This is a genomic window from Bombilactobacillus folatiphilus (assembly GCF_023380265.1).
GTDB classification, from domain to species: Bacteria; Bacillota; Bacilli; order Lactobacillales; family Lactobacillaceae; genus Bombilactobacillus; species Bombilactobacillus folatiphilus.
The window spans coordinates 1,146,730-1,169,929 of record NZ_CP093366.1; the positions used below are offsets into that span (position 1 = coordinate 1,146,730).

General features: G+C 37.7%; 26 protein-coding genes. 6 read left to right on the forward strand and 20 right to left on the reverse strand.

The window, feature by feature from the left end:
• Positions 1 to 40: 40 nt before the first annotated feature.
• Positions 41 to 1,201 carry an AI-2E family transporter gene (locus MOO45_RS05860; protein ID WP_249513993.1) on the reverse strand — a complete coding sequence of 387 codons (1,161 nt, stop codon included), beginning with the start codon at positions 1,199 to 1,201 and terminating at the stop codon, positions 41 to 43.
• A 1-nt stretch (position 1,202) separates the two neighbouring features.
• Positions 1,203 to 1,571 (reverse strand): PTS glucitol/sorbitol transporter subunit IIA, encoded by a 369-nt coding sequence (locus MOO45_RS05865; RefSeq protein WP_249513994.1) that lies wholly within the window; start codon positions 1,569 to 1,571, stop codon positions 1,203 to 1,205.
• A gap of 100 nt (positions 1,572 to 1,671) precedes the next feature.
• On the opposite strand from MOO45_RS05865, the gene MOO45_RS05870 reads away from it, so the two are divergent.
• Complete coding sequence (locus MOO45_RS05870) at positions 1,672 to 2,694, forward strand: lactonase family protein (protein ID WP_249513995.1); 1,023 nt, start codon at positions 1,672 to 1,674, stop codon at positions 2,692 to 2,694.
• Between the two features lie 30 nt (positions 2,695 to 2,724).
• Positions 2,725 to 3,552, forward strand: a complete 828-nt coding sequence (locus MOO45_RS05875) for an undecaprenyl-diphosphate phosphatase (protein ID WP_249513996.1) — start codon at positions 2,725 to 2,727, stop codon at positions 3,550 to 3,552.
• Between the two features lie 17 nt (positions 3,553 to 3,569).
• On the opposite strand, the gene MOO45_RS05880 is transcribed toward MOO45_RS05875, so the two are convergent.
• The 3 genes from MOO45_RS05880 to MOO45_RS05890 are packed head-to-tail and all read right to left on the reverse strand — an operon-like array spanning position 3,570 to position 5,918.
• Positions 3,570 to 4,466 (reverse strand): RluA family pseudouridine synthase, encoded by an 897-nt coding sequence (locus MOO45_RS05880; protein ID WP_249513997.1) that lies wholly within the window; start codon positions 4,464 to 4,466, stop codon positions 3,570 to 3,572.
• Positions 4,463 to 5,263 (reverse strand): NAD kinase, encoded by an 801-nt coding sequence (locus MOO45_RS05885; RefSeq protein WP_249513998.1) that lies wholly within the window; start codon positions 5,261 to 5,263, stop codon positions 4,463 to 4,465. Before MOO45_RS05885 ends, MOO45_RS05880 begins: the two co-directional genes overlap by 4 nt.
• Positions 5,244 to 5,918, reverse strand: a complete 675-nt coding sequence (locus tag MOO45_RS05890) for a GTP pyrophosphokinase (RefSeq protein WP_249513999.1) — start codon at positions 5,916 to 5,918, stop codon at positions 5,244 to 5,246. Before MOO45_RS05890 ends, MOO45_RS05885 begins: the two co-directional genes overlap by 20 nt.
• Positions 5,919 to 6,096: 178 nt before the next feature.
• Here MOO45_RS05890 and MOO45_RS05895 point away from each other — a divergent pair, with 178 nt between their 5' ends.
• The gene (locus tag MOO45_RS05895; RefSeq protein WP_249514000.1) at positions 6,097 to 6,723 is read left to right on the forward strand and encodes a DsbA family protein; all 627 of its coding nucleotides are present in this window, start codon (positions 6,097 to 6,099) and stop codon (positions 6,721 to 6,723) included.
• Here the strand turns inward: MOO45_RS05895 and MOO45_RS05900 are convergent.
• The 4 genes from MOO45_RS05900 to MOO45_RS05915 form a co-directional block, all read right to left on the reverse strand.
• Positions 6,668 to 7,582 (reverse strand): competence protein CoiA, encoded by a 915-nt coding sequence (locus MOO45_RS05900; RefSeq protein WP_249514001.1) that lies wholly within the window; start codon positions 7,580 to 7,582, stop codon positions 6,668 to 6,670. The two genes, MOO45_RS05895 and MOO45_RS05900, sit on opposite strands and share 56 nt — an antisense overlap.
• 53 nt (positions 7,583 to 7,635) lie before the next feature.
• Complete coding sequence (locus MOO45_RS05905; protein WP_249514002.1) at positions 7,636 to 8,277, reverse strand: adaptor protein MecA; 642 nt, start codon at positions 8,275 to 8,277, stop codon at positions 7,636 to 7,638.
• A gap of 122 nt (positions 8,278 to 8,399) precedes the next feature.
• Positions 8,400 to 8,798: a transcriptional regulator Spx gene (gene spx, locus MOO45_RS05910; protein ID WP_249514003.1), complete on the reverse strand. Its 399-nt coding sequence runs from the start codon at positions 8,796 to 8,798 to the stop codon at positions 8,400 to 8,402.
• Positions 8,799 to 8,967: 169 nt separating this feature from the next.
• Entirely contained in the window at positions 8,968 to 9,705 is a 738-nt protein-coding gene (locus MOO45_RS05915) for an MBL fold metallo-hydrolase (protein ID WP_249514004.1), read from the reverse strand.
• 27 nt (positions 9,706 to 9,732) lie between these two features.
• Here MOO45_RS05915 and MOO45_RS05920 point away from each other — a divergent pair, with 27 nt between their 5' ends.
• Positions 9,733 to 10,152, forward strand: a complete 420-nt coding sequence (locus MOO45_RS05920) for a hypothetical protein (RefSeq protein ID WP_249514005.1) — start codon at positions 9,733 to 9,735, stop codon at positions 10,150 to 10,152.
• On the opposite strand, the gene MOO45_RS05925 is transcribed toward MOO45_RS05920, so the two are convergent.
• From MOO45_RS05925 to MOO45_RS05945, 5 genes are all read right to left on the reverse strand, one after another.
• Positions 10,127 to 12,166, reverse strand: coding sequence for a copper-translocating P-type ATPase (locus tag MOO45_RS05925; protein WP_396022427.1), 2,040 nt, complete (start codon positions 12,164 to 12,166; stop codon positions 10,127 to 10,129). The two genes, MOO45_RS05920 and MOO45_RS05925, sit on opposite strands and share 26 nt — an antisense overlap.
• 16 nt (positions 12,167 to 12,182) lie before the next feature.
• Entirely contained in the window at positions 12,183 to 12,596 is a 414-nt protein-coding gene (locus MOO45_RS05930; RefSeq protein WP_249514007.1) for a CopY/TcrY family copper transport repressor, read from the reverse strand.
• 157 nt (positions 12,597 to 12,753) lie between these two features.
• Entirely contained in the window at positions 12,754 to 14,487 is a 1,734-nt protein-coding gene (gene ptsP / locus MOO45_RS05935; protein WP_249514008.1) for a phosphoenolpyruvate--protein phosphotransferase, read from the reverse strand.
• On the reverse strand, positions 14,487 to 14,753 hold the full coding sequence (locus MOO45_RS05940) for a phosphocarrier protein HPr (RefSeq protein ID WP_249514009.1): 267 nt from the start codon (positions 14,751 to 14,753) through the stop codon (positions 14,487 to 14,489). Before MOO45_RS05940 ends, ptsP begins: the two co-directional genes overlap by 1 nt.
• A gap of 135 nt (positions 14,754 to 14,888) precedes the next feature.
• A complete protein-coding gene (locus MOO45_RS05945; RefSeq protein ID WP_249514010.1) occupies positions 14,889 to 15,074 on the reverse strand; it encodes a hypothetical protein in 186 nt (61 codons plus the stop codon).
• A 269-nt stretch (positions 15,075 to 15,343) separates the two neighbouring features.
• Here MOO45_RS05945 and MOO45_RS05950 point away from each other — a divergent pair, with 269 nt between their 5' ends.
• Positions 15,344 to 17,605 (forward strand): ATP-dependent Clp protease ATP-binding subunit, encoded by a 2,262-nt coding sequence (locus MOO45_RS05950; RefSeq protein WP_249514011.1) that lies wholly within the window; start codon positions 15,344 to 15,346, stop codon positions 17,603 to 17,605.
• A 46-nt stretch (positions 17,606 to 17,651) separates the two neighbouring features.
• Here MOO45_RS05950 and MOO45_RS05955 read toward each other — a convergent pair whose 3' ends face one another.
• The 4 genes from MOO45_RS05955 to MOO45_RS05970 form a co-directional block, all read right to left on the reverse strand.
• Positions 17,652 to 18,542, reverse strand: a complete 891-nt coding sequence (locus MOO45_RS05955) for a DUF4097 family beta strand repeat-containing protein (RefSeq protein ID WP_249514012.1) — start codon at positions 18,540 to 18,542, stop codon at positions 17,652 to 17,654.
• A complete protein-coding gene (locus tag MOO45_RS05960) occupies positions 18,542 to 19,219 on the reverse strand; it encodes a DUF1700 domain-containing protein (protein ID WP_249514013.1) in 678 nt (225 codons plus the stop codon). The genes MOO45_RS05955 and MOO45_RS05960 overlap by 1 nt, the downstream gene beginning before the upstream one ends.
• Positions 19,203 to 19,529: a PadR family transcriptional regulator gene (locus tag MOO45_RS05965; protein ID WP_249514014.1), complete on the reverse strand. Its 327-nt coding sequence runs from the start codon at positions 19,527 to 19,529 to the stop codon at positions 19,203 to 19,205. The genes MOO45_RS05960 and MOO45_RS05965 overlap by 17 nt, the downstream gene beginning before the upstream one ends.
• Positions 19,530 to 19,616: 87 nt before the next feature.
• Complete coding sequence (locus tag MOO45_RS05970) at positions 19,617 to 21,194, reverse strand: peptide chain release factor 3 (RefSeq protein ID WP_249514015.1); 1,578 nt, start codon at positions 21,192 to 21,194, stop codon at positions 19,617 to 19,619.
• Positions 21,195 to 21,290: 96 nt separating this feature from the next.
• Here MOO45_RS05970 and MOO45_RS05975 point away from each other — a divergent pair, with 96 nt between their 5' ends.
• On the forward strand, positions 21,291 to 21,752 hold the full coding sequence (locus tag MOO45_RS05975; protein WP_249514016.1) for a hypothetical protein: 462 nt from the start codon (positions 21,291 to 21,293) through the stop codon (positions 21,750 to 21,752).
• A gap of 55 nt (positions 21,753 to 21,807) precedes the next feature.
• Here MOO45_RS05975 and MOO45_RS05980 read toward each other — a convergent pair whose 3' ends face one another.
• On the reverse strand, positions 21,808 to 22,344 hold the full coding sequence (locus tag MOO45_RS05980; protein WP_249514017.1) for a DUF402 domain-containing protein: 537 nt from the start codon (positions 22,342 to 22,344) through the stop codon (positions 21,808 to 21,810).
• Between the two features lie 66 nt (positions 22,345 to 22,410).
• Positions 22,411 to 23,190 (reverse strand): recombination regulator RecX, encoded by a 780-nt coding sequence (gene recX, locus MOO45_RS05985; protein ID WP_249514018.1) that lies wholly within the window; start codon positions 23,188 to 23,190, stop codon positions 22,411 to 22,413.
• Between the last annotated feature and the right edge of the window lie 10 nt (positions 23,191 to 23,200).

Below are 23,200 nucleotides of genomic sequence, written 5' to 3' on the forward strand. Positions count from 1 at the left end.
CGTAAAAATAGCTTACCTTTAAGGGTAAGCTATTATTTTGCTACGTTTTTGATTGATCTTCCGACCTATCCAAGCGTTTCTCTTGATACCAATTAGAATTAGCTTGAAACCAGGAAAATGTTTTAGTAAATAAGATTTTTAAAATGGCGTAGCTGGGAATTCCTCCAATTACCCCTATTAAACCAAACATTCCACCTGACACTAATAAAACAAAAATCGTCGTCACTGGATGCATATTCATTTTATTGCCTACAACTAAGGGTGAGACGACTCTTGTTTCAATAGTCTGCTCAATTACAAAAATGATAATCACAATAAAAATCATATGATGCCCTGATAATAAAGCCAAAATAATAGCTGGCAATAAACCAATGGCCGAGCCAACATATGGAATCAAATTGCAAATTCCTGCAAAAATTCCTAACAAGGCACCATAAGGTAAGCCTGCAATCAGATAACCAATGGAAAACATGATTGCCACCCAAAAGGCTACCGTCAACTGCCCACGAATATATGAACTCAAAGCAGCATTAATCTCACTCAATGTTTGTGAAGTTGCAGCTTTGAGACGATCAGGTATAAATTGCAAAATACTTGGCTTGATTTTTTGTTCATCTTTTAATAAGAAGAACAAAATAAATGGCGCTGTCAAAATAATCATCACAGTATTAGAAACAATACTAATTGCTGAGGTAAAGTTGCTCCAAGCAATGTTCACCGTACCACCGATGCTATGCATAAACGATTGCGAAATCTTATTCCAAGACAGATTGTCTTGGATATGCAACCTACGTAAATGGGGTTCACGTGCCAAATCATTAACTGCTTGCTGCAACATATGCCAATAATGCGGTAAATTCTTAATTAAAGACGCAGTCTGACTCTGAATGATCGGAATTAGAGTCAAAACAGCCCATAATACAATTAAGATAATGACTAAAAATACTAACGAAATTGCCAATAAGCGCTTAAAATGAAGCTTATTTTCTAATAAGTTAATCAACGGTTTAATTAAGTAATACATGATTGCCGCCACAATCAAAGGGGGACAAATAATGCCCAAAATTTGCCATAAAGGACGGAAAACATAACTAATTTTAGCAAACACAGCAATGATCAAAAATGTCAATAGAATATTCAACAAGACGACCGTAAATTTATTATTCAAAAACCATTTTGTAAACCACGTTCTTTGCTTCATTTTAACCTCGTTGTTGATATTGAATTTCAGAACCAATTTGGATTTTTGGTACAACGCCATCTAAATAAACACCATTGATAGGCAATGAATCTGGTCGTTGTGTAAAATAAAGTACCGTATGCCCTAAAGTTTGTAATTGTTGATTAACTTGTTCGCCAAGCGCCTGAATCAGATAACTTTGTCCATCGATCACAATCTGATCACCCATTTTAAGTGCAAACTCTTGTTTTTGAGCAGCGGTCAATTCTTGAATCACCGAAACCGTCCGCAAATCATCAGTCACTTCTTCGTCAAACAAAATCAAAAAATCATCATCTGCCAACAAAGCATCTTTGCCAATTGCCGTAATCTTTACTTGAATATCAGTCAAATTTTTCACCTGTTTTTATATTTATCTTAGCAAATTAATGCAATACTATCAGCAATTTTGAATAAGTTGTTATAAAATGTTTTTCAAGGAGGTTTTCTTCATGAAAGAAAAATTATTAATTGGCGGTTATACTCGCCAAACGAGTCAGGGAATTTATCAAATGCTTTTTGATACCCAATCGACAACTATTTCTAACATCAAACTAGCTGTGCCATTACAAGGTCCCACTTATTTTGCAGTTTCTAACGATGATGTTTTGTATTCCATCATTCAAGATGGTGAACAAGGTGGAATTGCTGCATACGATATCAACGCCGATTTTCAATTCTTAGGCAGCGCCTTACAACCTAAAGATTCACCCGCTTATGTCGAAATTGCAGAACAAAAGCAATTAGTCTTTTCTGCAAATTTTCATACGGGTATTGTCACCATTCACAAAATTAATCCTGACAAAACTTTGACAATTACTGACCAAATCCAATTAACCGGTCATAGTGTGAAAGCTGAACAAGAGGCTTCTCACCCGCATATGGCTCATTTAGCACCCGACGATCAATTGATTGTATGTGATTATGGTACTGACAAAATCTCCACTTATCAACTAAACGATGACGGTCAAGCTCATTTACAGGCTGAATTTCAAGCACCAGCTGGTAGTGCGCCGCGTCATCTTGTATTCAACCCGCAAAATCCGCAATTGGCTTATTGTATCTGCGAATTGAGCTCCCAAGTTCTCGTTTTGAATTATCTCAACGGTCAATTTAGTTTAGTTCAAGCCTACAATTTATTACCAGCAAATTATTTAGGTGAAAATACTGCCGCTGCAATTCGCATCAGTGCTGACGGTCAGTATTTATATACGTCTAACCGTGGTCATAATTCAATTGTTTCCTTTAGAATTGCTGCTGATGGCCAAAAATTGGAACATCTGCAAACGATCAAAACTCAGGGTGATTTTCCTCGTGATTTTTCACTAGATCCGAGTGGTCAATTTATTCTCGTTCCACATCAAAAATCAAATGATGTCTCCATTTTGCGGCGTAACTTAGATTCTGGGCAATTGACATTTGTCAATAACGAAGCCACTGTTCCGGAAGGAACCTGTCTCAAATTTTTTAAATAGGCCATTAGGGCTGAGAAAATGAGGAATTAAATGTTAAACATTCTAAAGGCAATTATTCTGGGTATTATCGAAGGTATCACCGAATTCTTACCCATTAGCTCAACTGGTCACTTGTATTTAGCGAACGAATTCGTTAAGTTGCAAGAATCACAAGCTTTCATTAATATGTTTATGGTCGTCATTCAATTAGGAGCTATTCTAGCAGTCGTTATCATCTATTTTCACAAATTAAATCCTTTTTCTCCTACAAAATCAACTTCTCAAAAAAGAGAAACCTGGTCTTTATGGTGGAAAGTCTTATTGGCTTGCATACCTTCAATTATTGTAGGACTGCCTTTGAATGATTTTATGGATCAACATTTCAATACTTGGCAAGTTATTTCAGCTACCTTGTTGATTTACGGTATTTTATTCATTTTAATTGAAAATTGGAATAAAAAACGACAACCCAAGCTCTCTCAACTCAACAAGTTGCCTTATTCGTTTGCTCTTGCCATCGGTGTTTTTCAAATTTTATCGCTAGTACCCGGAACTTCCCGTTCAGGTGCAACGATTTTGGGAGCTATTTTGATTGGTGCTTCACGCTTTGTAGCCACTGAATTTTCTTTCTTTCTGGCTATTCCAACCATGGTTGGCGCCAGTGGTTTAAAGTTAGTTAAATATTTCATTCATGGTAATACTTTTACCGGAATGCAAATTACTATTTTACTAGTTGGAACCTTTGTATCTTTTCTTGTGGCATATCTGTCCATCAAGTTCTTATTGGATTACATTAAGAAAAATGATTTCAAAGCCTTTGGATGGTATCGAATTATTTTAGCCATCATCGTTATTGGTTACTTTGGCTTTCTCAAATAAAAAAAGCTTTCCGTTACTTATTCAGTAGCAGAAAGCTTTTTTGATACAATCATTTGTAAATCTGGTGCCAGCGGTGCTTTAACCGTTAATGTCTGATCTTGGATAGGATCAAAGAACCGAAACCGACAACAATGTAACGCTTGACGCTGAATCAAGTCCGTTGCCCCACCATAGGCTTGGTCTCCCAATAAGGGATGTCCTAAAGCTGCAAAGTGTACCCGAATTTGATGCGTCCGACCCGTAATCAATTGCACTCGAACTTGAGCAAAATTATCAAATTGTTGCACGACTTGATATTTGGTCCACGCAAATTTACCATTAGCATCAACACAACGCAAGTTATGATTATGCGGATCAACACCAATAGCTAACTTAATCTCGCCTTGTTGCTTTGCAAAATTGCCTTCTAATAAGGCCAAATATTCTTTGGCAATACTTTGTGTTCGAAACTGCTGATCAATTAAATGATGAGCGTAAGCATTCTTAGCAAAAGTCAAAATTCCTGAAGTATCTCGATCCAAGCGTGAAACCAGATGAATAACATCATTCAACTGCGCGTTTTGCAAATAGGCTTTCACTAAATTAGCCATCGTCGGACTATTTAGGCCCTTCGCGGGCAATGAAGCAATTCCTGCGGGTTTATTCACAAACAAATAATTATCATCTTCATACAACACGTCTAATGTACCCTGTTGAGGTAAGATTTGATCCGAACCTTGTTCTTGAGGCAAAGTAACAATAATCTCATCATTTGGTCGCAACTGATAATTCCAATAACGCCGCTTATGATTAACATAAACATGCCCATTGTGATACTGCAATTGCTTTAGCTGCGTTTTTGAAAAACCTTGCTGGCACAAAAACTGGCGTAAATTCTGACTAATCAAACTTCGTTTAATAAAGTGATAATTCATCGGGTACCGTCCGTTAAAAAGGCTCCGCGTACTCGTTGCCAAAAATTTTTCGGGCGAAAATTAGCCAAATGAATTTTTTCGGCGGCAATTTGGTACTCGGCTTTGACAATTTTATTTTTATCATAAGCCAAATTATCAGCAGTCATCACATAATCAGAAGCTGTTTGAGGCACAACTGTTACAAGCTGTCCTTTCGGTAAAATCAACGGTGAATTAACGGTTCGATAAACTCGATTATTAATTGGCGCCACTTCATTAAATTGCATCACTTCCAGAGTCGGATCAATAATCGCTCCCCCAATAGATTTGGCATAAGCCGTTGACCCTGTTGGAGTTGATACACTGATTCCGTCCCCTCGAAAACGTTCAAAAAATTGACCATCAATCAAAATATCAGCCCGCATCGTTTGAAAAACCCGTTTTAATTGTGATTCATTCAATGATAATAATTTTTTTTGTTGACCATTAGCGTAGGTAATTTTTACACTCAACAAGGGAAAATCAATCGTCGTCTGTTGTCCTGACAAAATACCATTCACCAACTCATCAATTTCCGAATCTTGCCAATCCGTATAAAACCCTAAATGTCCTGTATGAATGCCAACAAAACGGAGATTTTGTAATTGATCACTGAATTGATGAAACGTACTTAAAAAAGTCCCATCGCCGCCCACAGTAATCACTAAATCAGGCTTTTGAGAAGTAATAATCACGCCTGCGGCACTTAGTTTTTGATTCAATTGTTGGGCCACACTCCGCGATAAATCTTTAAAATTATTATGAATCCACACCCTCATGCGGCTGATTCTCCTTTGGATATTTGATATCACCAATTTTTTGATCAGAGAAGTATTTTTGAGCATCCTGAATTTCTTCACGAATTTTAGACATTTCCTCGTCTAACATAAATGAAGCTTCTGCGGCACGCTTTAGCCGTGAATTAATGTCATCCGGAAAATCACCCTGATACTTATAATTAAGAGAATGCTCAATTGTTGACCAAAAATTCATTGCTAAAGTTCGAATTTGAATTTCCGCCAAAATATCTTTGACGCCATTAGCCAACTGGACTGGATAACGTAAAACGACATGATAAGAACGATAACCGCTCGGCTTACTGGTTGTCACATAATCACGTTCTTCCACAACTGACAAATCTGTGCGACTATGCAAAATATCAACGACTTGATAAATATCTTCAACAAACTGACACTGAATTCGTAAGCCAGCAATGTCTTGCATGTCTTGTTCTAACAATTCTTCTGAAATGTAACGACGACGCATTTTTTCTTGAATACTTTCAATGGATTTAACACGTCCAGTTACGTATTCAATAGGTGAATGCTCTCCTGCATCCAAAAACTCTTTGCGCATGCTACGTAATTTGATTTTTAACTCATCAACAGCTTGCTCATAAGGTAGTAAGAAAGTTTTCCAATTTCGCTCACTCATTTAATCACCTCGCCAAATTAACTATAACATATCCGGTTTTGAAAATTATTTTGAAAACTTTTTACTAATTTTGTAAAAATAAGAGCTTACTATTTGAAAATAATTGAGGATCTGGTATCTTATTTTATATACGTTTTAAATATGGGGAATATTTAGGGAATTAAGGAGGAATCGTTTCATGTGGGAAGTCTTTGTGTTCGTCAATCCAATTGGTCAGCGTTGTTTAAGAACTGAACAGGCGATTATTGATTTTGCAAAAGAGCATCATATTAATGCTCATCTCAAGTTTATCGCATTGAATAATTTTATTTCGATTGATAATTATCTAAAAAATAATCATTATAACTTAAGGGATATCAATTTGCGCAATCATCTTACGCGCGATATCTATCAAGCAACAGTTTACTACAAAGCGGCTACTTTTCAGGGAAATAAAAGTGGACGGCAATTTTTAATTGATTTACAACATGCAATTAACTTTCAAGGCCAAAATTTTAGCGTTGACCTCGTTAAACAAATTGCATTAGACAATCATTTAGATTGGACTAGTTTGCAACAGGATGTTCAAAGTGAATTAACACTTAATCAATGTTTGGAAGATCAAAAGATTGCATCTGAACTCAAAATCACTAATACTCCTACATCGGTTATTTACGATTACTCTGGTTCCAAAAATAAGGGACTTTGTATCCCCAATTGTTCACAATACGAATTACATTTGGCACTCAATTCACTCTTGCCTTCCAGTGCTAATGATCAAGAAACAAAAACTTCTGCTCGTCCTGCGTTACACTTATTGAAATAAACTTTTCTTTAACCAACGGCAAGGTAATCGTTTTTTGACCTGATATCTGGCTCAACAAGGGCAAATAACAAGGTAAATAATTATAAATAGGAAACATCGTCTGGGACGGTGTTTTTTTTATATAAACTTCTAACGATTGACGGTTTTGATAACACCAATTTTGAACTTGGATAAATTGGAGATCTGGACGACGACAGTGCAACAAATACCAATGTGACCAATCAATAGGCTCTAGCTGATAATCAATCAAATGAGGTTGAAACTTTAATAATTGTGGCCAAGTTCTAATTTTTTGCAGTTGCCAGTAAACTTTTTTGCTTGCTGGATGCATCATAAAATTGTAATACAAACGTAAATAATCCTCATTGGGCAATTTGTACAAGACATAATAGCCCCACTGTCGATTAAAACTTAAAATCGTTTGTAAATGCGATACTTTCTGATTCAACTGATGATGATGCTCACCAAAAATCCATAACGGATGCAGTCCCTTATCCCAATATTGCTGTTGACGATTATGCAATGCCTCCGCTGAAATCATGGCGCATTGATATTCAATTGCCAGCTGTGTCTTTGAATCCGTCACATAAACATCAATTCGCTGCTTTTCATCCAAAACATATTCCAGCGAAACATCAAAATATGGAGCAAACCATTTTGCTAACCAAGTTTTGCCACGAAAATGAGCCACTGTTTCATTGTTACCCACGTGATGGGTCTGATGTCGAAAGTAAGGACGTTGCTGTCCTCGAACCACCAATTGTACTTTTTTACCACAATCCGGGCAAAAAACTTTCTCTGGTGCATGATAAGATTGTGCATAAATCAACTTTCCAAATTCATTTTTAGCAATAAGCATTTTATACCCTTACTAAAAATACAAAAAAAGACATAAAAATTATGTCTTTTTAGTTAAATAAAATAATATCGAGTTAATTGTAAAGCCGTTTGTTCCATCAATAATTGCCCATATTCTTCTAACATAGCTGGCGCTAGGTGAACCAACTGTCCATATTCTTTAACTAATGAAATCACATCAGCAACTTCAAGTGTGTGTAGTTCCTGCGGAAATAATTTCAATTCTAAGTAATATTGACTTTGATATCGATATAAATCACTAATTAACGAATCTACTTTTAAAACTTTACTTAAGGAAACAAAATTTTCAAAATCTTCAAAGCTAAACACCAATGTTTTAACTTCAGGAGTTATATTATCCATCGTCTCGGATTCATCATTTAAATCAGTGGGTTCTTTCTCATCTTTTAACAGATCCATAGCCCTTAATAAATCATCATCATCGTCTTGCGACGTTTGTGGAACTTTCGTAATTAACAATTCCAACCCTTGGCTTTTGGGAATCACTTGAAAAGTAACCGTGTGGTCCTTTACAAAAGTATGGTCTGTATCCACTTCTTCTAAAATATTATAAAAAAAAGTTTCAATTTGTTGGCGATCGCCCAATAAATCCAAAACAGTGACGCCACGTTCTTTTAAGTCATGGCTCTCTAAAGTAACGCGAATCATATTTTTATTTACGTGTTCTACTTCCACAACGACCCACCTCACTTATTATTATAATTTTAACAGGCCTTGTCAGAAAGTAAAGAATTACTGGTTAAAAAGCCAGCTTTTCTCAAACAATGAGAAAAACTGACTTTTCCTAGTCCATAAACTTACAATATTTGTGCCCGTTGTAACTCGTGTAATTCCATCACCCGAATTTCTCGTGGTAAAAATCTTCTGATTTCATCTTCGTTGTAACCCACTTGCAGACTTTTTTCGTCCATCATAATAGGGCGTCTTAATAGACCGGGATTTTCTTCAATTAAATCAATCAACTCAGCAACTGTTAAATCGTTCATATTCACATTTAAAGCCTGATAAGCCTTCGATCGTTTGGAGATTATTTCTTCGGTTCCATCTTCTGTCATCTGGAGAATTTTCCTAATTTCAGCTTTCGATAATGGTTGAGCGAAGATATTTCGTTCTTTATAAGAAATATTATTTTCTTTAAACCACTTTTTTGCTTTTCTACAAGATGTGCAACTTGGAGATGTATATAAAGTAACCATATAAAATGTTCTCCTTTTCCCATAATCGTGATTAAAGTTTATCACATGTACATTGTAACTTGTTAAGAAAATAAGTGTCCAATAATATGCTTTTTTGCAACATTGGTATATACCTATTGCCTTATCATTATTTTTAAATGAAATATTTCTCAAAAATTGATTTTCATACTTATTCTAGAACTAAATGCCAGCCGGTATGTGCATGATCCACTGGTAATCCTTCCGCTCTAGCCCGTGTTTCCTGCGTTAACTGATCAATCGAATATTCTTGAGGCAAGTGCGAAATCAACAGGCGTTTGACATGAGCATCTACCGCCAGTTGCCCTGATTGGCTGGACGTCAGATGCCAAATTTTTCCTTTTTTATCAGCACCAAAATTTGTATCCGTAATCAACAAATCCGCATCCTGCGCAAAATCAATCAAACCTTTAAAATAAGCCGTATCTGCCGTAAATGTTAAAACTTTTTGCTGTGAATCCCTAATCCGCGTTGCAAATGCTGGCACTGGGTGCACTGTTTGGATAAAATCAATCGTAAATGGACCTAAATTGATTGACTGATCCACTGTATAAGATTTAGCTTGAGTAAAATCAGCAAAAGTTAAACTGGCAAAATTCAATGGATCTTGGGTATGTCCATAAATAGGTAATGGTGAGACTTTTTTAGAACCAGAATGCAGTTGCCAATAATATTGCAGCACACCAATATCAGCCATATGGTCATGATGATAATGTGTTAACAAAACCGCATCTAATTGCAACGGATCTAAATAATTTTGCAGAGAATTCAACACACCACTACCACAATCCAGCAATAAATTGTAACCCTGATCTTGAATTAAATAACCACTTGTTGCTTGCTGGCGATAAGGATAACCGCCATAATAACCTAAAACTGTGATTTTCATTAAGCTTACCTCGTTAGGAGAATTGTTATGTCTAAAATTAAATTAACTTTCGGCACTAAATCATTTTTACAAACTCATTGGGACCAGAATAGTACACTTGCTTACAATGTGCAACATCCTACCGACTACTTGTTGATCACCGAAACAACTGCTGCCAGCAACTTTGATTGGTCGTCTATTTTTCCTGATCAATCTTTAAATCTAACTCCCATTTTTTATCTCACTTATTTGGAATTGGATGCAGACAATCGCGCTTTATTAATTAATAAAATTACTCAATTGCCAGAACACAGCATTTTATACCGCAAAAAAGATCAGAAGCAATTTTTAATTATTACTTCTGATCTCCATATTTTACACCAAGTTAGTTCATTATTGAACATTTCTATCACGCAATTAAACGCTGCGCTTGTTAAATATGCTAAAACTTCAACAATGAAGCATTAATTGCAACAACTACTGTGGATAATGACATCAAAATGGCCCCAAGTGCGGGACTTAAGATAATCCCGATCGGTGCTAGAATGCCTGCTGCCAACGGCAAAGCAATAATATTGTAACCTGCGCCCCACCACAAATTTTGAATTGTTTTGCGATGTGTATTTTTCGCAAGCAAGAAAAATTTCATAATATCTAACGGATCGCTCTTGACTAAAACCACATCCGCCGCATCAATTGCGACATCGGTTCCAGCGCCAATAGCTACTCCAATATCAGCCTGTGCCAAGCTAGGAGCGTCATTGATACCATCACCTGTCATCAAGACATGATGACCAGCCTGCTGTAATTCTTGAATAATCTGATTTTTATCTTGCGGTAAGAGATTCGCCTTATATTCAGATATCTCTAACTGATCCGCTACTTTTTTGGCTACTGATTCGTTATCACCTGTCAACATTAATGGCGTAATCTTCTGTTCCTTAAGCTGTTGAATCAATTTCTTGGCCGAAGGTTTCAGCTGATCACCAATCGCCACATACCCCAACACTTGTTGCTCACAAACTAAATAGCTAAGTGTCAATTCTGAAACCGCTAGTTCAGGAATGGTTAAGTGTTGCTCTTTTAAAGACTGTTGATTAACTAATTGATATTCCTTACCTGCAATTTCCCCCTTTAAACCATGTCCTGTTAAGTTGGTAACATTTTGTGCTGTTAACTCTAAAACTTGTTGTTGTTGAGCTTTTTTGACAATACTTTTAGCAATTGGATGACTTGATTGACGTTCTAAAGCGGCCATTAATGCTAAAAGTTTTTGATCATTTAGGTCTGAAACCAACGATTCATATTGATGGACTTGAAATTTACCTTCTGTTAAGGTGCCTGTCTTATCCAGCACGACATAATCAATTTGCGGACTCAAATCAATAACCTTACGATTGCGCACCAGCAATCCGTTTTTGGCCCCCAAGGAAGTACTACATGCATTAACTAGGGGAATTGCTAAGCCTAAAGCGTGCGGACAAGCAATGACTAAAACCGTCACCAAGCGTAAAAAGCCTGTTTGCACATTATTCAAAATACTCCAAATAATAAATGCTAATAAACCCACCACAACCGCTGCATAAAACAACCAACCTGAAACTTTATCTGCTAAAGATTGTAAATTAGACTTGGCTGTTTGAGCTGTTTGCACTAATTGACTCACATTAGCAATAAAACCGTTTTGCGCCGTTTTAGTTACTTTAATTGTCAGCGTCTGATCATTATTAATTGAACCACCAATGACCGAACTGCCTTGTTTCCTTTTCAGTAAACGCGTTTCCCCAGTAACCAATGACTCATTCACCGCACTTTGACCATCAATCACTTGTCCATCTAAAGGAATTGACGCGCCAGCTTTCACCAAAACAACGTCCCCTTTGGCAACTTGATTTAACGGAACTTCCGTCCACTGATCGTCCTGTTTGACCTGAACATGGTCTGGCAATAAAGATGCCAAGTCCGCCACCGAATCATTCGCTGACATCAACGAATTCATTTCGACCCAATGCCCCAATAACATAATCAAAATTAATGTGGCTAATTCCCAAAAGAAATCCATGACGTGTGCTGCAGGATTAACAAAATTATTGATAATAAAAGCATATAGGCTATAACCATACGCCGTTGTAATTCCTAACGAAATTAATGTCATCATCGCAGGCTGATGCTCTTTTAGTTCACCAATGGCGCTCGTTAAAAACGGCCACCCACCATAAAAGAATAAAATTGTGGCAAAGATGATGACAACAAATTGAGAACCCGAGAATGAAAATTGAAATGGTAGCCAAACACCCATCGCGGGTGCACAAAATAAAATGGGCAATGATAAGATCAACGAATACCAAAATTTTTGTTTTAAATTCCCCATATGCATCATACTCATATTTCCCATGGAGTGATCCATAGACATACCATCCATATGTTCCATTGAATCACCCATCTTCATCTGCTGATCGTGGTGCATATGCTTCATATCCATTTCGTCATTTTGCGATTTATTCACAATGAGCTCCTTTCAAACAATCACAAGCCACCTGTTTGGGAGCATGGGCTTGCTTTTCGGATAACAACTGTTGCAAATTTTGAACATCTGCTTGACTCAATTCCATTTGTGCCACCAACTGAACCAAAGTCTGACCCTTTTTTTTGGCACAAAAATGTTGAAACAACGCTACCGCACTTTGGTTCATCGCTTTATCCTCCGTAATTAAGGCCGAATATTGATACGGACGCTGTTTTTGTTCCACATGTAAACAGCCTTTCTTCACTAAACGACCAATCAACGTTTTGATTGTGGATGCTTGCCAACCGGTCTGATCAAGATTACTAATAATCTCTTTGGCACTAACTGAACCTAAAGTCCAAACTACACGCATGACTTCCCATTCAGACTGCGAAATTCCCTCCAATTATTTTCCCCCTCAATTACTAAGTTTACAAGTGTAGTCTATACTTTTAAATTTCAGAAAGCAAATTTAAAGATTAATTCTTCCACACAAAAAAACACCGTTTAATTAGGACATAACTAATTAAACAGTGTCTAAAGTAAAATCTTAAAAAAAGAAATTATTTGCGGTTTTTAGCAACAAAATCATTAACTAATTTTGCATTATCAGCATTACTTAACGAAACATTTAACGCTTGATGAACTAAGTCAGGTAAATCATTCGTATCTAAATGCTTCATCAACGAGCGCACTCGTAAGATAGAAGTTGCACTCATGGAATATTCATCCAATCCCATACCTAATAATAATGGTACCATGACAGAATCACCAGCAGCTTCGCCACACATACCAACCCATTTACCTTCTTGATGTGCAGAATCAATCACATGCTTAATCAAACGTAAAATAGATGGATTATATGGTTGATAGAGGTAAGAAACATGCTCATTGCCACGATCAGCGGCCATTGTGTATTGAATCAAATCATTTGTTCCAATACTGAAGAAATCAACTTCTTTAGCAAATTGATCTGCCAAAACAGCAGCAGCCGGAATTTCAATCATGATACCAACTTCCAAGTTAGCATCAAATTGAATATTTTCAGCTGTCAGCTTATCCATCTCTTCTTGCAAAATGCCCTTAGCTTGACGGAATTCTTGAACAGTCGCAATCATTGGGAACATAATTCGCAATTTACCAAACGCGGAAGCCCGTAATAAAGCGCGCAACTGTGTTCGAAAGATATCTTGTCGATCTAAACTAATCCGAATAGCCCGATAACCTAAGAACGGATTCATCTCTTCAGGCAGTGGCAAATATGGTAAATGCTTATCGCCACCAATATCCATGGTTCGAACTACCACAGGCTTACCGTTCATACCTTCTAAAACTTCTTTGTAGGCTGCAAATTGATCTTCTTCAGATGGTAACTCAGCAGAATCCATATACAAAAATTCTGTCCGATACAAGCCGATCGCTTCGGCACCGTTAGCTTTAACGCCCACCAAGTCTTTAGGAGTTCCAATATTAGCAGCAATTTCAAAATGCTTACCATCAGCCGTAACTGTCGCAGCATCTTTCAATTTAGCCCATTCAGCTTTTTCTTGAGCATATTGTTGCGCCAATTGTTGATAATGATTAACTTCTGTTTCAGTAGGATTAATCACCGCATCCCCATGGACACCATCAACGATTAATTGATCGCCAGCTTTGACATCAGTGGTAATCGTGTCAGAACCAACAATCGCGGGAATTTCCAAAGACCGCGCCATAATTGCAGAATGGGCGGTCCGACCACCGATATCAGTAATAAAAGCTTTAACATACTTCTTATTTAACTGTGCAGTATCACTTGGCGTCAAATCATGAGCTACAATAATCACTTCATGATCAATCAAAGCTGGATTAGGCAATTCAACACCCAAAAGATGACTCATGACACGCTTCGAAACGTCGCGAACATCCGCTGCACGTTCTTGCATATACTTGTTATCAGTCATAGCTTCAAACATTGCAATAAACTGTTGAGAAACATTATCTAAAGCTTGTTCGGCATTAATTTTGTCATTTTTAATCTGCTGTTCAACAGCACCCGTGAATTCAGGATCCGCCAAAATCAACTTATGTGCGTCAAAAACTTGTGCTTCTTCTTCGCCCAAAGATTGTTTAGCAATATCACGAATTGTCGTTAATTCAGTGTCCGATTTTTCAATCGCTGTTGTGAGACGTTGAACTTCACTTTCAGGATCCGTGACCGCTTTCTTTTGATAGGACAAATCCGGTTGAACTAACAGATAGGCTGGGGCATTCGCAAAGCCATCACTAGCTGCAATTCCCTTCACTGTTTTAACCATTATTCTGACAAACCTTCTTTAGCCATCGTTTCACCAATTGCCTTCAAGGCTTCTGCAGCATCATCGCCATCAGCAGTAATTGTCACATCTGCACCTTGACCAACGCCTAAGGACATAACACCCATAATGGACTTCAAATTAACAGTCTTACCAGAATATTCTAAATTAACATCTGAACTAAATTTACTTGCAGTTTGTACTAACATCGTTGCTGGACGTGCATGAATACCAGTTTCTGCAATAACATGAAAGTCTTTCTTTTCCATAATAAAAACCTCTCTTTACCAACTGAATTTTCATATTTAATGAAAAGGGTTAACTTAACATCAGAACTACATTACCATTATTCAAAAAGCAAGGCAAGTTTTTTCAGTATTAGCACACTAAAAAAGAACTTATGCCTAATTGTTTTCGTTTTCAGAAAAGCGGTATGTGATCTGACCATTTCGATGGGCCGTTCCCACAATTTGATGATGTTGAGGACAAGCCAACCAAGCCTGATTAAACTCAAAAAACTGGTCTTGCTCAATATCAATTTGTTTAATTTTGCCCGCGATTAAACCTACTATTTCTTGTTGAAAATCCATCTTCTGCCTCACAATGCAAATTACTTTAATTACTAATTAAATCTCTATATACTGTGTTTTACATGCAAAGTCAAGCTTTTTTAAAAGAAAATTCAATTTTTTCTTTTTTAGCACTTGCATGTATCGAGTGCTAATTGTATAATTCATTTGTACTAAAAATTAGTACTCAATAACCAAACACAGCATCCAAAATGATCACTATTATTTTGGATAAAAATGAACGGTTTGGAAGTTGAAACAAACCCTTAAAGAAAGGTGGAATGTAGTTCATGCTTTGCCAAAATTGTCATAAAAATGAAGCAACTATCCATCTCTATACTAGTGTTAACGGTCAGCAAGCCGAGGTTAATTTATGCCAAAGTTGCTATCGAAAGTTGCGTGAACAACAAGCGATGGGAGGAAGTTCAAAGATGAATAACGATCCATTTGGTTTTGGCGATCTGAGTTCCTTGTTTGGCGGCATTGATCCTCAACAAGAAATGCGGCGTCAGCAACAAATGTCAACGCAAGGTCAGCGCGGTGGCGGTGGTAATAATTCTGGAAATGGAATCTTGAGTCAATTTGGTGTCGATCTGACTGCTCAAGCTGAAGCTGGTAAAATTGATCCTGTCGTTGGACGCGATAAAGAAATTGACCGTGTGATTGAAATTTTAAATCGGCGGACCAAAAATAATCCGGTTCTAATCGGTGAAGCTGGTGTCGGTAAAACAGCAGTTGTGGAAGGTTTAGCTCAACGAATTGTTGATGGTGAAGTTCCTGAAAAATTACAGAGTAAACGCGTCATTCGCTTAGATGTTGTTTCGCTGGTGCAAGGTACTGGTGTCCGCGGACAGTTTGAACAGCGAATGCAAGAATTAATTAACGAGTTACAAAATAACAAGAATATTATCTTATTTATTGATGAAATTCACGAAATTGTTGGTGCTGGTAATGCCGAAGGCGGTATGGACGCTGGTAATGTCTTAAAACCTGCTTTAGCACGTGGCGAATTGCAATTAGTCGGAGCAACGACTTTTAACGAATATCGTCAAATTGAAAAAGATTCTGCATTGGCACGGCGACTACAACCAGTTCAAGTTAGCGAACCGTCAGTCGACCAAACCGTTGAAATTTTAAAGGGTATCGAACCTAAATACGAAGCTTATCATCATGTAAAATATACACCTGAAGCCATTCAAGCTGCAGCGGTCCTATCCGATCGCTATATTCAAGACCGTTTCCTACCGGATAAGGCCATTGACTTGTTAGACGAATCTGGCTCTCGTAAAAATCTTACGCTCAGTCCTGTCGATCCTGCGGAAATTGAGAAGAAAATTAAAGAAGCCGAAGCTAATAAGCAAACTGCTCTCAAACAAGAGGATTATGAAAAAGCCGCTTTTTATCGCGATCAAACCAAAAAACTTGAGGAAGTTCGTGATAATAAAACTGACACTGAACAAGAGCCCCAAGTTACCGAAGATGATATTGAAAGTATTGTCGAAGAAAAAACCAATATTCCCGTTGGCGACTTAAAAGCACAAGAACAAGAGCAATTGCGCAATTTAACACCTGAATTAGAGGCTCACGTAATTGGTCAAGATAAAGCCGTGGGTCAAGTCAGCCGAGCAATTCGACGGAACCGCGTTGGTTTTAACAAGACTGGACGCCCAATTGGTTCTTTCCTCTTTGTCGGCCCAACTGGTGTTGGTAAAACAGAATTAGCTAAACAATTAGCTAAACAATTATTTGGCAGTGAAGATAGCATGATTCGCTTCGATATGTCTGAATATATGGAAAAACACAGTGTGTCGAAGTTAATTGGCTCACCTCCAGGGTATGTTGGCTATGAAGAAGCTGGACAATTAACTGAACAAGTTCGGCGGCATCCATACAGTTTGATTTTGTTGGACGAAATTGAAAAAGCCCATCCTGATGTAATGCATATGTTCTTACAAATCTTGGATGATGGCCGTTTAACGGACTCACAAGGTCGCACGGTTAGTTTTAAAGATACTATTATCATCATGACTTCCAATGCTGGACAAGGTGATAGTGAAGCTAATGTGGGCTTTGGCGCTGAGATGTCCGGTAATACGAATTCTGTTTTAGATAAACTTGGCAATTACTTCAAACCCGAATTTTTGAACCGATTTGACGGCATTATTGAATTCGATCCATTATCTAAGGAAAGTTTGTTAAAAATTGTGAACTTGATGATTCAAGATACGAATCGTATGATTGCCGATCAAGGTTTGGACGTTGAAGTCACCCAACCGGCCAAAGAAAAAATTGTTGATTTGGGTTATGATCCAGCTTTAGGAGCACGACCATTACGTCGGGTTATTCAGGATCAAATTGAAGACCGTGTGGCAGATCATTATCTTGATCATCCTCAAGAAAAACACCTGAAGGCAGTTTTGGATAACGACAATATTAAAGTCGAAGCAAATTCCAGCGACACAGCTACTGAATCAAAAAAACAAACTAAAGATACCAAAGCAACCAAAAAAGATACGAATCAAGCATCAAATGACGACAAAGACAAGAAATAAATATTATCGTCTAAACACAAAAAAGAGTGATTTGAATCACTCTTTTTTAGTACATAGAAATGAAGCTATCATCTGACCGAACCACCAAACACGGTTGAACTTGAATCTGCTTAGCATAAGGATTATGTCGTAAGCGTCGGCCTTTTTGTCTGATAGACGTATCTTTCAATTTAAATTGATAATTCAATGGCAACGTCATCTGCGCTAAACGAAACTTGCTGTCTTTCATTTGAATTTTACTTGTGCCCAACAGTTTCACTTGTTTCAATCGACAAACTGAATCAGACAATCGACCGTGCAATTGTAATTGACTATTGTTGAACTGGAGATGTGAATCATCGACATTCAACTTAGCTTTCTTCAAATTAGAATTTTGCATGTGCAACTGACTATCACTTAAATGAAAATCACTGTCAGCTTGGAGAACCTGTAACTGCTGCAAATTAATGCGTGAATTATCAGCTCGTAATACTAAGCGTTGCGTCTGAAGATCTGTTAAGGATAATTGACCATCTTGCAAATTTCCCTGAACACTTTGTAAAACCTGATCACGCGGCACTGTAATTTGAATCTGCGGGCTCTTTAACCCCACAGATACATAATAAAAATAACGTCCCTGATCTTGAACCACTAATTCTTGCTTGTTGTTCACATATGTTTTGATCAAATGATTCTTCTGTCCATTAATAACCTTCACCTGATACTTAGAACCCGACTTAATCTGAACATTATCAGCATTATCTTGCAAATCAACCCGGATTTTCTTAAATGGCGCTACTTTATATTGTTGGACTTCCCGATGATTATCCAAAACATAAACTTTGGAACTGTGCATATCTCCAGCTAGTGGTTGAAAACCGTCATGAAAATAACCGACAGCTACCAAAATCAATCCTATCAACAGTAACAACCAACTAAAACGATAATATTTTTTCATTAGTAATCTCCTTGCTGTTGAGACTTTTGACGAAAGTAACGCTTCTTCAAAAATTTACGTCCTAAATATCGAGCAAATGTGACACACTGTGTCGTCAAAAACCGAGCAAATTTAATAATCAGTGGCATACAAAGTAACGAAATCGCCATCATTATTGCAGCTATACCTAAATAAAAACACGCTACCGCCCAATTCGTGGTCAACAACGGAATCGTAAATCTGAAAATAATGAACAGACTACTTAAGAATAGAGATAAAACAACGGCGACAAATGAAGCGCCAATCGCCAAGAAAACTACTAGAATCGCCAATAACAAAGCAGCGACAACCAAAATGGTTGGAATTCCAATTGGAGCAGCTAACATTCCTAAGAAAATCCACCAAACAATTCGTAAATTCCGCCGCGAAGTGCCCCCTTTAAGAAGTTTTTCTTTCGGATTTTGAGGTTCAACCACTGCCGGCAACAACGCCGTCGAACTCAACGAATAATCGGCCAAAATTTTGTGCGCTAATTGCTTGGGTGTCCCTAATTCGTCTTCCAACAAATCTTTTTGGTCGAAGCCTGCGTCTAAGATGAATTCTTGATAAAATCCAACGACTTCTTGCCGCTCATCAGTTGGTAAAGCCGCTAATTCTTTTGTTAGTTGTGCCAAATAATCTTTAATGATCGACTTCATTCTCATTGACCTCCATCACTTGATTGATTCCATCACTGAATTTTTGCCATTCCGCCTTAATTTCCCAAAATAAGGCCTGACCTGTATCTGTTAAACGGTAATATCGGCGATTACGGCCTAAATAAGGTTGATCATATGTATCCAAATAACCACCCTTTTTCAAACGGCGCAAAACCGGATAAATCGTCGACTCTGAAATATCCAACACTGCTTGCACCTGTTGTGTCAGCGCATAGCCATATAAATCTTCAGTTTTTAAAAACGAAAGGACCGTACCATCCAGTAATCGCGCTGGAACTTGAATTGCCATGAGCGTACCCCTTTCCATACTATATTTCGTATAGTATTATATGACAAAAAAACACTACTGACAAGTAATGTCCATAGTGTTCCTTTTTTATAATTTAGCTGTTAACTGTACATCCGGATACTTATTTTCAAACCATTGTTCCGCAAATCGATTTTCGAATAAAAATAATGGTTGCTCCGCTAAATCTTTCACCAAAATATTGCGACTAGATGACATTGCCGGATCTAATTGCTCGGGCTTAATCCAACGTGCAATCCGCTCCCCCATCGGTTTCATCACAACTTCCGTATTATATTCATTTTGCATCCGAAACTTAAAGACTTCAAACTGCAATTGTCCCACAGCTCCCAAAACATAATCACCCGTTTGATAATTACGATATAACTGCACAGCGCCTTCTTGCACTAATTGCTGCATACCTTTGTGAAATGACTTTTGCTTCATCACATTTTTCGGAATTACTTCCATGAATAGTTCAGGCGTAAATTGCGGTAAGACGGGATATTGCACCTCCCGCTTGCCAGCATAAATCGTATCCCCAATTTGAAAGTTACCAGTGTCATATAACCCAACAATATCACCTGCCACGGCGTTTTTAACCTGTTCACGCTGATCAGACATAAACTCCGTCGCGTTGTTTAACCGCAGCTCTTTCTGGGTTCGCTGTAATTTTACTTCCATGCCCTTTTCAAACTCGCCGGAACCAATTCGCACAAAAGCAATTCGATCACGATGTTTAGGATTCATGTTAGCTTGAATTTTAAAGATAAATCCTGAAAATTCTGCGTCATCCGCCGCAATGTTTGTTTCATCAACTAACTGATGCGAACTAGGCGCTGGCGCCAACTCCAAAAATTGATCCAAAAAAGTCTGCACCCCAAAATTCGTTAATGCTGACCCAAAGAAGACTGGTGTCTGTTCACCTTGCAAGATTTTTTGTCGATCAAAAGTGTTGCCAGCTTCCTTCAACAAACCAACTTCATCCAAAGTTTGTTGATACAAACTATCTTGTAACAAGGGATGGTCATCGATTAACTGACCGTCATCATTTAAGGGAAGAAAACGATGTTGTTCATCATCTGGATGGTACAACTCTATCCGCCGATTTTGCAGATCATATAACCCTTGCAAATTCTTGCCACTGCCCATCGGCCAATTCATCGCAACACCTTCGATATCCAGTAAATCTTCTAATTCACCGATCAAATCTAATGGTTCGCGGCCATCACGATCCAACTTATTCATAAAAGTAAAAATCGGGATGCCCCGTTGCTTAACAACTTTGAATAACTTTTTCGTCTGTGCTTCAATACCCTTAGCCGAATCAATCACCATCACCGCCGCATCTACAGCCATCAAAGTCCGATACGTGTCTTCGGAAAAATCCTCATGTCCCGGCGTATCCAAAATGTTGACATGCTTATCTTGATAATCAAATTCCATCACGGAACTGGTCACGGAAATTCCCCGCTTCTTTTCGATTTCCATCCAATCAGAGGTTGCATAATTGCCAGTTTTTTTCCCTTTAACGGTTCCAGCCGAACGAATGACGCCACCAAAAAGCAACATTTGTTCGGTAATCGTGGTTTTTCCAGCATCTGGGTGAGAAATAATCGCAAACGTCCGCCGTTTTTGCACTGCATCTTGCAACTGTTCTTGTTTCATGTTCATTCTCCGTTCACTACTTCAAAGTTAAGTTAACTAAATAACTTAGACAAATCTGCCAACTTACGGTACGATTACCCTATGAAAGGTCAAATTATGTCTAATAAAAAAATTACAATCATCTATACTTTCTTATTTATTATCCCATATCTTTTATGTCTAGCTTTAATCGGGACAGGCTATGATGCGCTGGTGAATCATTATAACAGTTGGTGGCGCTTGATTATTTGTGCTGTCATCGGTGCTGTGTTAATGATAGCGGTCAAATCAATTGCCCATCGACCGATTAAAATTATTACGCAACAGACCACCAATCGTTATCTTAAAAAAGTAATTAACTTTTTCAATATTGATTATAGCATGACTAACTTTTATCTAAATTTCGTGATTGATTTTGTAATGACAATTGTCTCCACCAAGATTATCCACAGGCTCTTTGAATTGTACCAAATCCAAGGTTCGTTAATGGGCTGGATTATTGCGCTATTGGTTTTGTCACTTGTCCTCGCTTCAAATATTGAATACAACAGTCTAAGTATTGATCCACAACAAAAATAATTTTTGTAGAAAAAGAGCAAGTTAGATAACCTGCTCTTTTTTCTTTGCTAAAATTTTATGATCGGTGTAATAATTCCTGATAACGTTGATACCAAATATCAATATAGCCTTGTGAAAAAGGACCTTTTTTGTGGTCAATCCAGTCAATTAACGTTTCTGTACTATCTTTCAGAATTTGATCAATATCATCAGAATACCGCCACAAACGCTTATGTGCTGCATATTCATCCACATCCAACAAGCGTTTTTCACCATCAGGAAAAACTTTGACATCTAAATCATAATCAATATATTTCAGCGCTTCTTTATCTAACACAAAAGGAGTAGCCAAATTACAGTAATATGATGGTCCATTATCACGCAACATGGTCACAATATTAAACCAATAATGCTTATGAAAATAAACTAACGCTGGTTCACGAGTATACCAATGCCGGCGATCACTTTCAGTCACTAAAGTGTGATCATTACAGCCAATGATGGAATTTTCACTCGTTTTCAACACCATGGTATCGCGCCATGTTCGATGTAAATGTCCATCATGTTTATAACTCTGAATGGCTATGTAATCTCCTTCACGAGGAACTTGCATAGTTGACCCAGCTTTCTAATTACTATTTCTTTTAAATTATAGCAAAAGCTCAATCCAATAACACGCTTATTTGAGATTTTCTAATGCAGCACTAATTTGCGACGACTGAAAACCACGGCGCATCAAAGCTGCATACAACTTGCGGCGCCCTTGATCTTTAGTTCGATAACGCGGCCACAACTTATCAATCGCTTGATCTAATAATTGTTGCTCCGCTTGCTCATCAGATGTTAAATCTAATTGCGCTAACACTTTAGAATTTACTTCACTAGCAAATCCGGCCGTCATTAAGCGTTGTTGTACTTTTTGATAACGTTTATGCTGTGGTTGACGCTGATTTTGGCGCCAACACTTTTGAGCTAGCTTAGTTGCATTTTGAATCTGTTGCTCGACAGAATAGAGTGGTAAAGCTTGCTCAATCACATCGGGCATCAATTTTTTTTGTTGCAATTTATAGCGGATTTTTTGCGGACCATCTAGCGTTGTTTTCACCGCAGTGCGCACAAAACTCGCCGCATATTGACGATCATCCAGATATTGTTGCTGAACTAACAGTGAAACCACTTGTTGGCTGACAGCAGGCGAAATATCGTGTTGTCTCAAATATTGTTTCATTTCGCCCTGTGTTCGCAATTGATAACTCAAATAATTCAAGGCTTGTTGATAAGCACGATCAAAAACTTCCTGATCTTTCAATTCAGCTAATTGTTGCGCCGTCAATTCTTGTCCCTTGGCTAACTGCAGATTCACCAGCATTGTCTCACTGACCGCTAAAGCAAATTGTCCATCAATGAAAATATTGTAACGTCCCGGACGTTTTTGCGTTGTAATTTGCGTGATTTTCAAGTTCTTAAGT

Bases quoted from the DNA above. Each gene is read 5' to 3' on its own strand.
- MOO45_RS05860 (WP_249513993.1), bottom strand. From the start codon at position 1,201: ATGAAGCAAAGAACGTGGTTTACAAAATGGTTTTTGAATAATAAATTT.
- MOO45_RS05870 (WP_249513995.1), top strand. From the start codon at position 1,672: ATGAAAGAAAAATTATTAATTGGCGGTTATACTCGCCAAACGAGTCAG.
- MOO45_RS05875 (WP_249513996.1), top strand. From the start codon at position 2,725: ATGTTAAACATTCTAAAGGCAATTATTCTGGGTATTATCGAAGGTATC.
- MOO45_RS05880 (WP_249513997.1), bottom strand. From the start codon at position 4,466: ATGAATTATCACTTTATTAAACGAAGTTTGATTAGTCAGAATTTACGC.
- MOO45_RS05885 (WP_249513998.1), bottom strand. From the start codon at position 5,263: ATGAGGGTGTGGATTCATAATAATTTTAAAGATTTATCGCGGAGTGTG.
- MOO45_RS05890 (WP_249513999.1), bottom strand. From the start codon at position 5,918: ATGAGTGAGCGAAATTGGAAAACTTTCTTACTACCTTATGAGCAAGCT.
- MOO45_RS05895 (WP_249514000.1), top strand. From the start codon at position 6,097: ATGTGGGAAGTCTTTGTGTTCGTCAATCCAATTGGTCAGCGTTGTTTA.
- MOO45_RS05900 (WP_249514001.1), bottom strand. From the start codon at position 7,582: ATGCTTATTGCTAAAAATGAATTTGGAAAGTTGATTTATGCACAATCT.
- spx (WP_249514003.1), bottom strand. From the start codon at position 8,798: ATGGTTACTTTATATACATCTCCAAGTTGCACATCTTGTAGAAAAGCA.
- MOO45_RS05915 (WP_249514004.1), bottom strand. From the start codon at position 9,705: ATGAAAATCACAGTTTTAGGTTATTATGGCGGTTATCCTTATCGCCAG.
- MOO45_RS05920 (WP_249514005.1), top strand. From the start codon at position 9,733: ATGTCTAAAATTAAATTAACTTTCGGCACTAAATCATTTTTACAAACT.
- MOO45_RS05925 (WP_396022427.1), bottom strand. From the start codon at position 12,166: ATGGATATGAAGCATATGCACCACGATCAGCAGATGAAGATGGGTGAT.
- ptsP (WP_249514008.1), bottom strand. From the start codon at position 14,487: ATGGTTAAAACAGTGAAGGGAATTGCAGCTAGTGATGGCTTTGCGAAT.
- MOO45_RS05940 (WP_249514009.1), bottom strand. From the start codon at position 14,753: ATGGAAAAGAAAGACTTTCATGTTATTGCAGAAACTGGTATTCATGCA.
- MOO45_RS05945 (WP_249514010.1), bottom strand. From the start codon at position 15,074: ATGGATTTTCAACAAGAAATAGTAGGTTTAATCGCGGGCAAAATTAAA.
- MOO45_RS05950 (WP_249514011.1), top strand. From the start codon at position 15,344: ATGCTTTGCCAAAATTGTCATAAAAATGAAGCAACTATCCATCTCTAT.
- MOO45_RS05955 (WP_249514012.1), bottom strand. From the start codon at position 18,542: ATGAAAAAATATTATCGTTTTAGTTGGTTGTTACTGTTGATAGGATTG.
- MOO45_RS05960 (WP_249514013.1), bottom strand. From the start codon at position 19,219: ATGAAGTCGATCATTAAAGATTATTTGGCACAACTAACAAAAGAATTA.
- MOO45_RS05965 (WP_249514014.1), bottom strand. From the start codon at position 19,529: ATGGCAATTCAAGTTCCAGCGCGATTACTGGATGGTACGGTCCTTTCG.
- MOO45_RS05970 (WP_249514015.1), bottom strand. From the start codon at position 21,194: ATGAAACAAGAACAGTTGCAAGATGCAGTGCAAAAACGGCGGACGTTT.
- MOO45_RS05975 (WP_249514016.1), top strand. From the start codon at position 21,291: ATGTCTAATAAAAAAATTACAATCATCTATACTTTCTTATTTATTATC.
- MOO45_RS05980 (WP_249514017.1), bottom strand. From the start codon at position 22,344: ATGCAAGTTCCTCGTGAAGGAGATTACATAGCCATTCAGAGTTATAAA.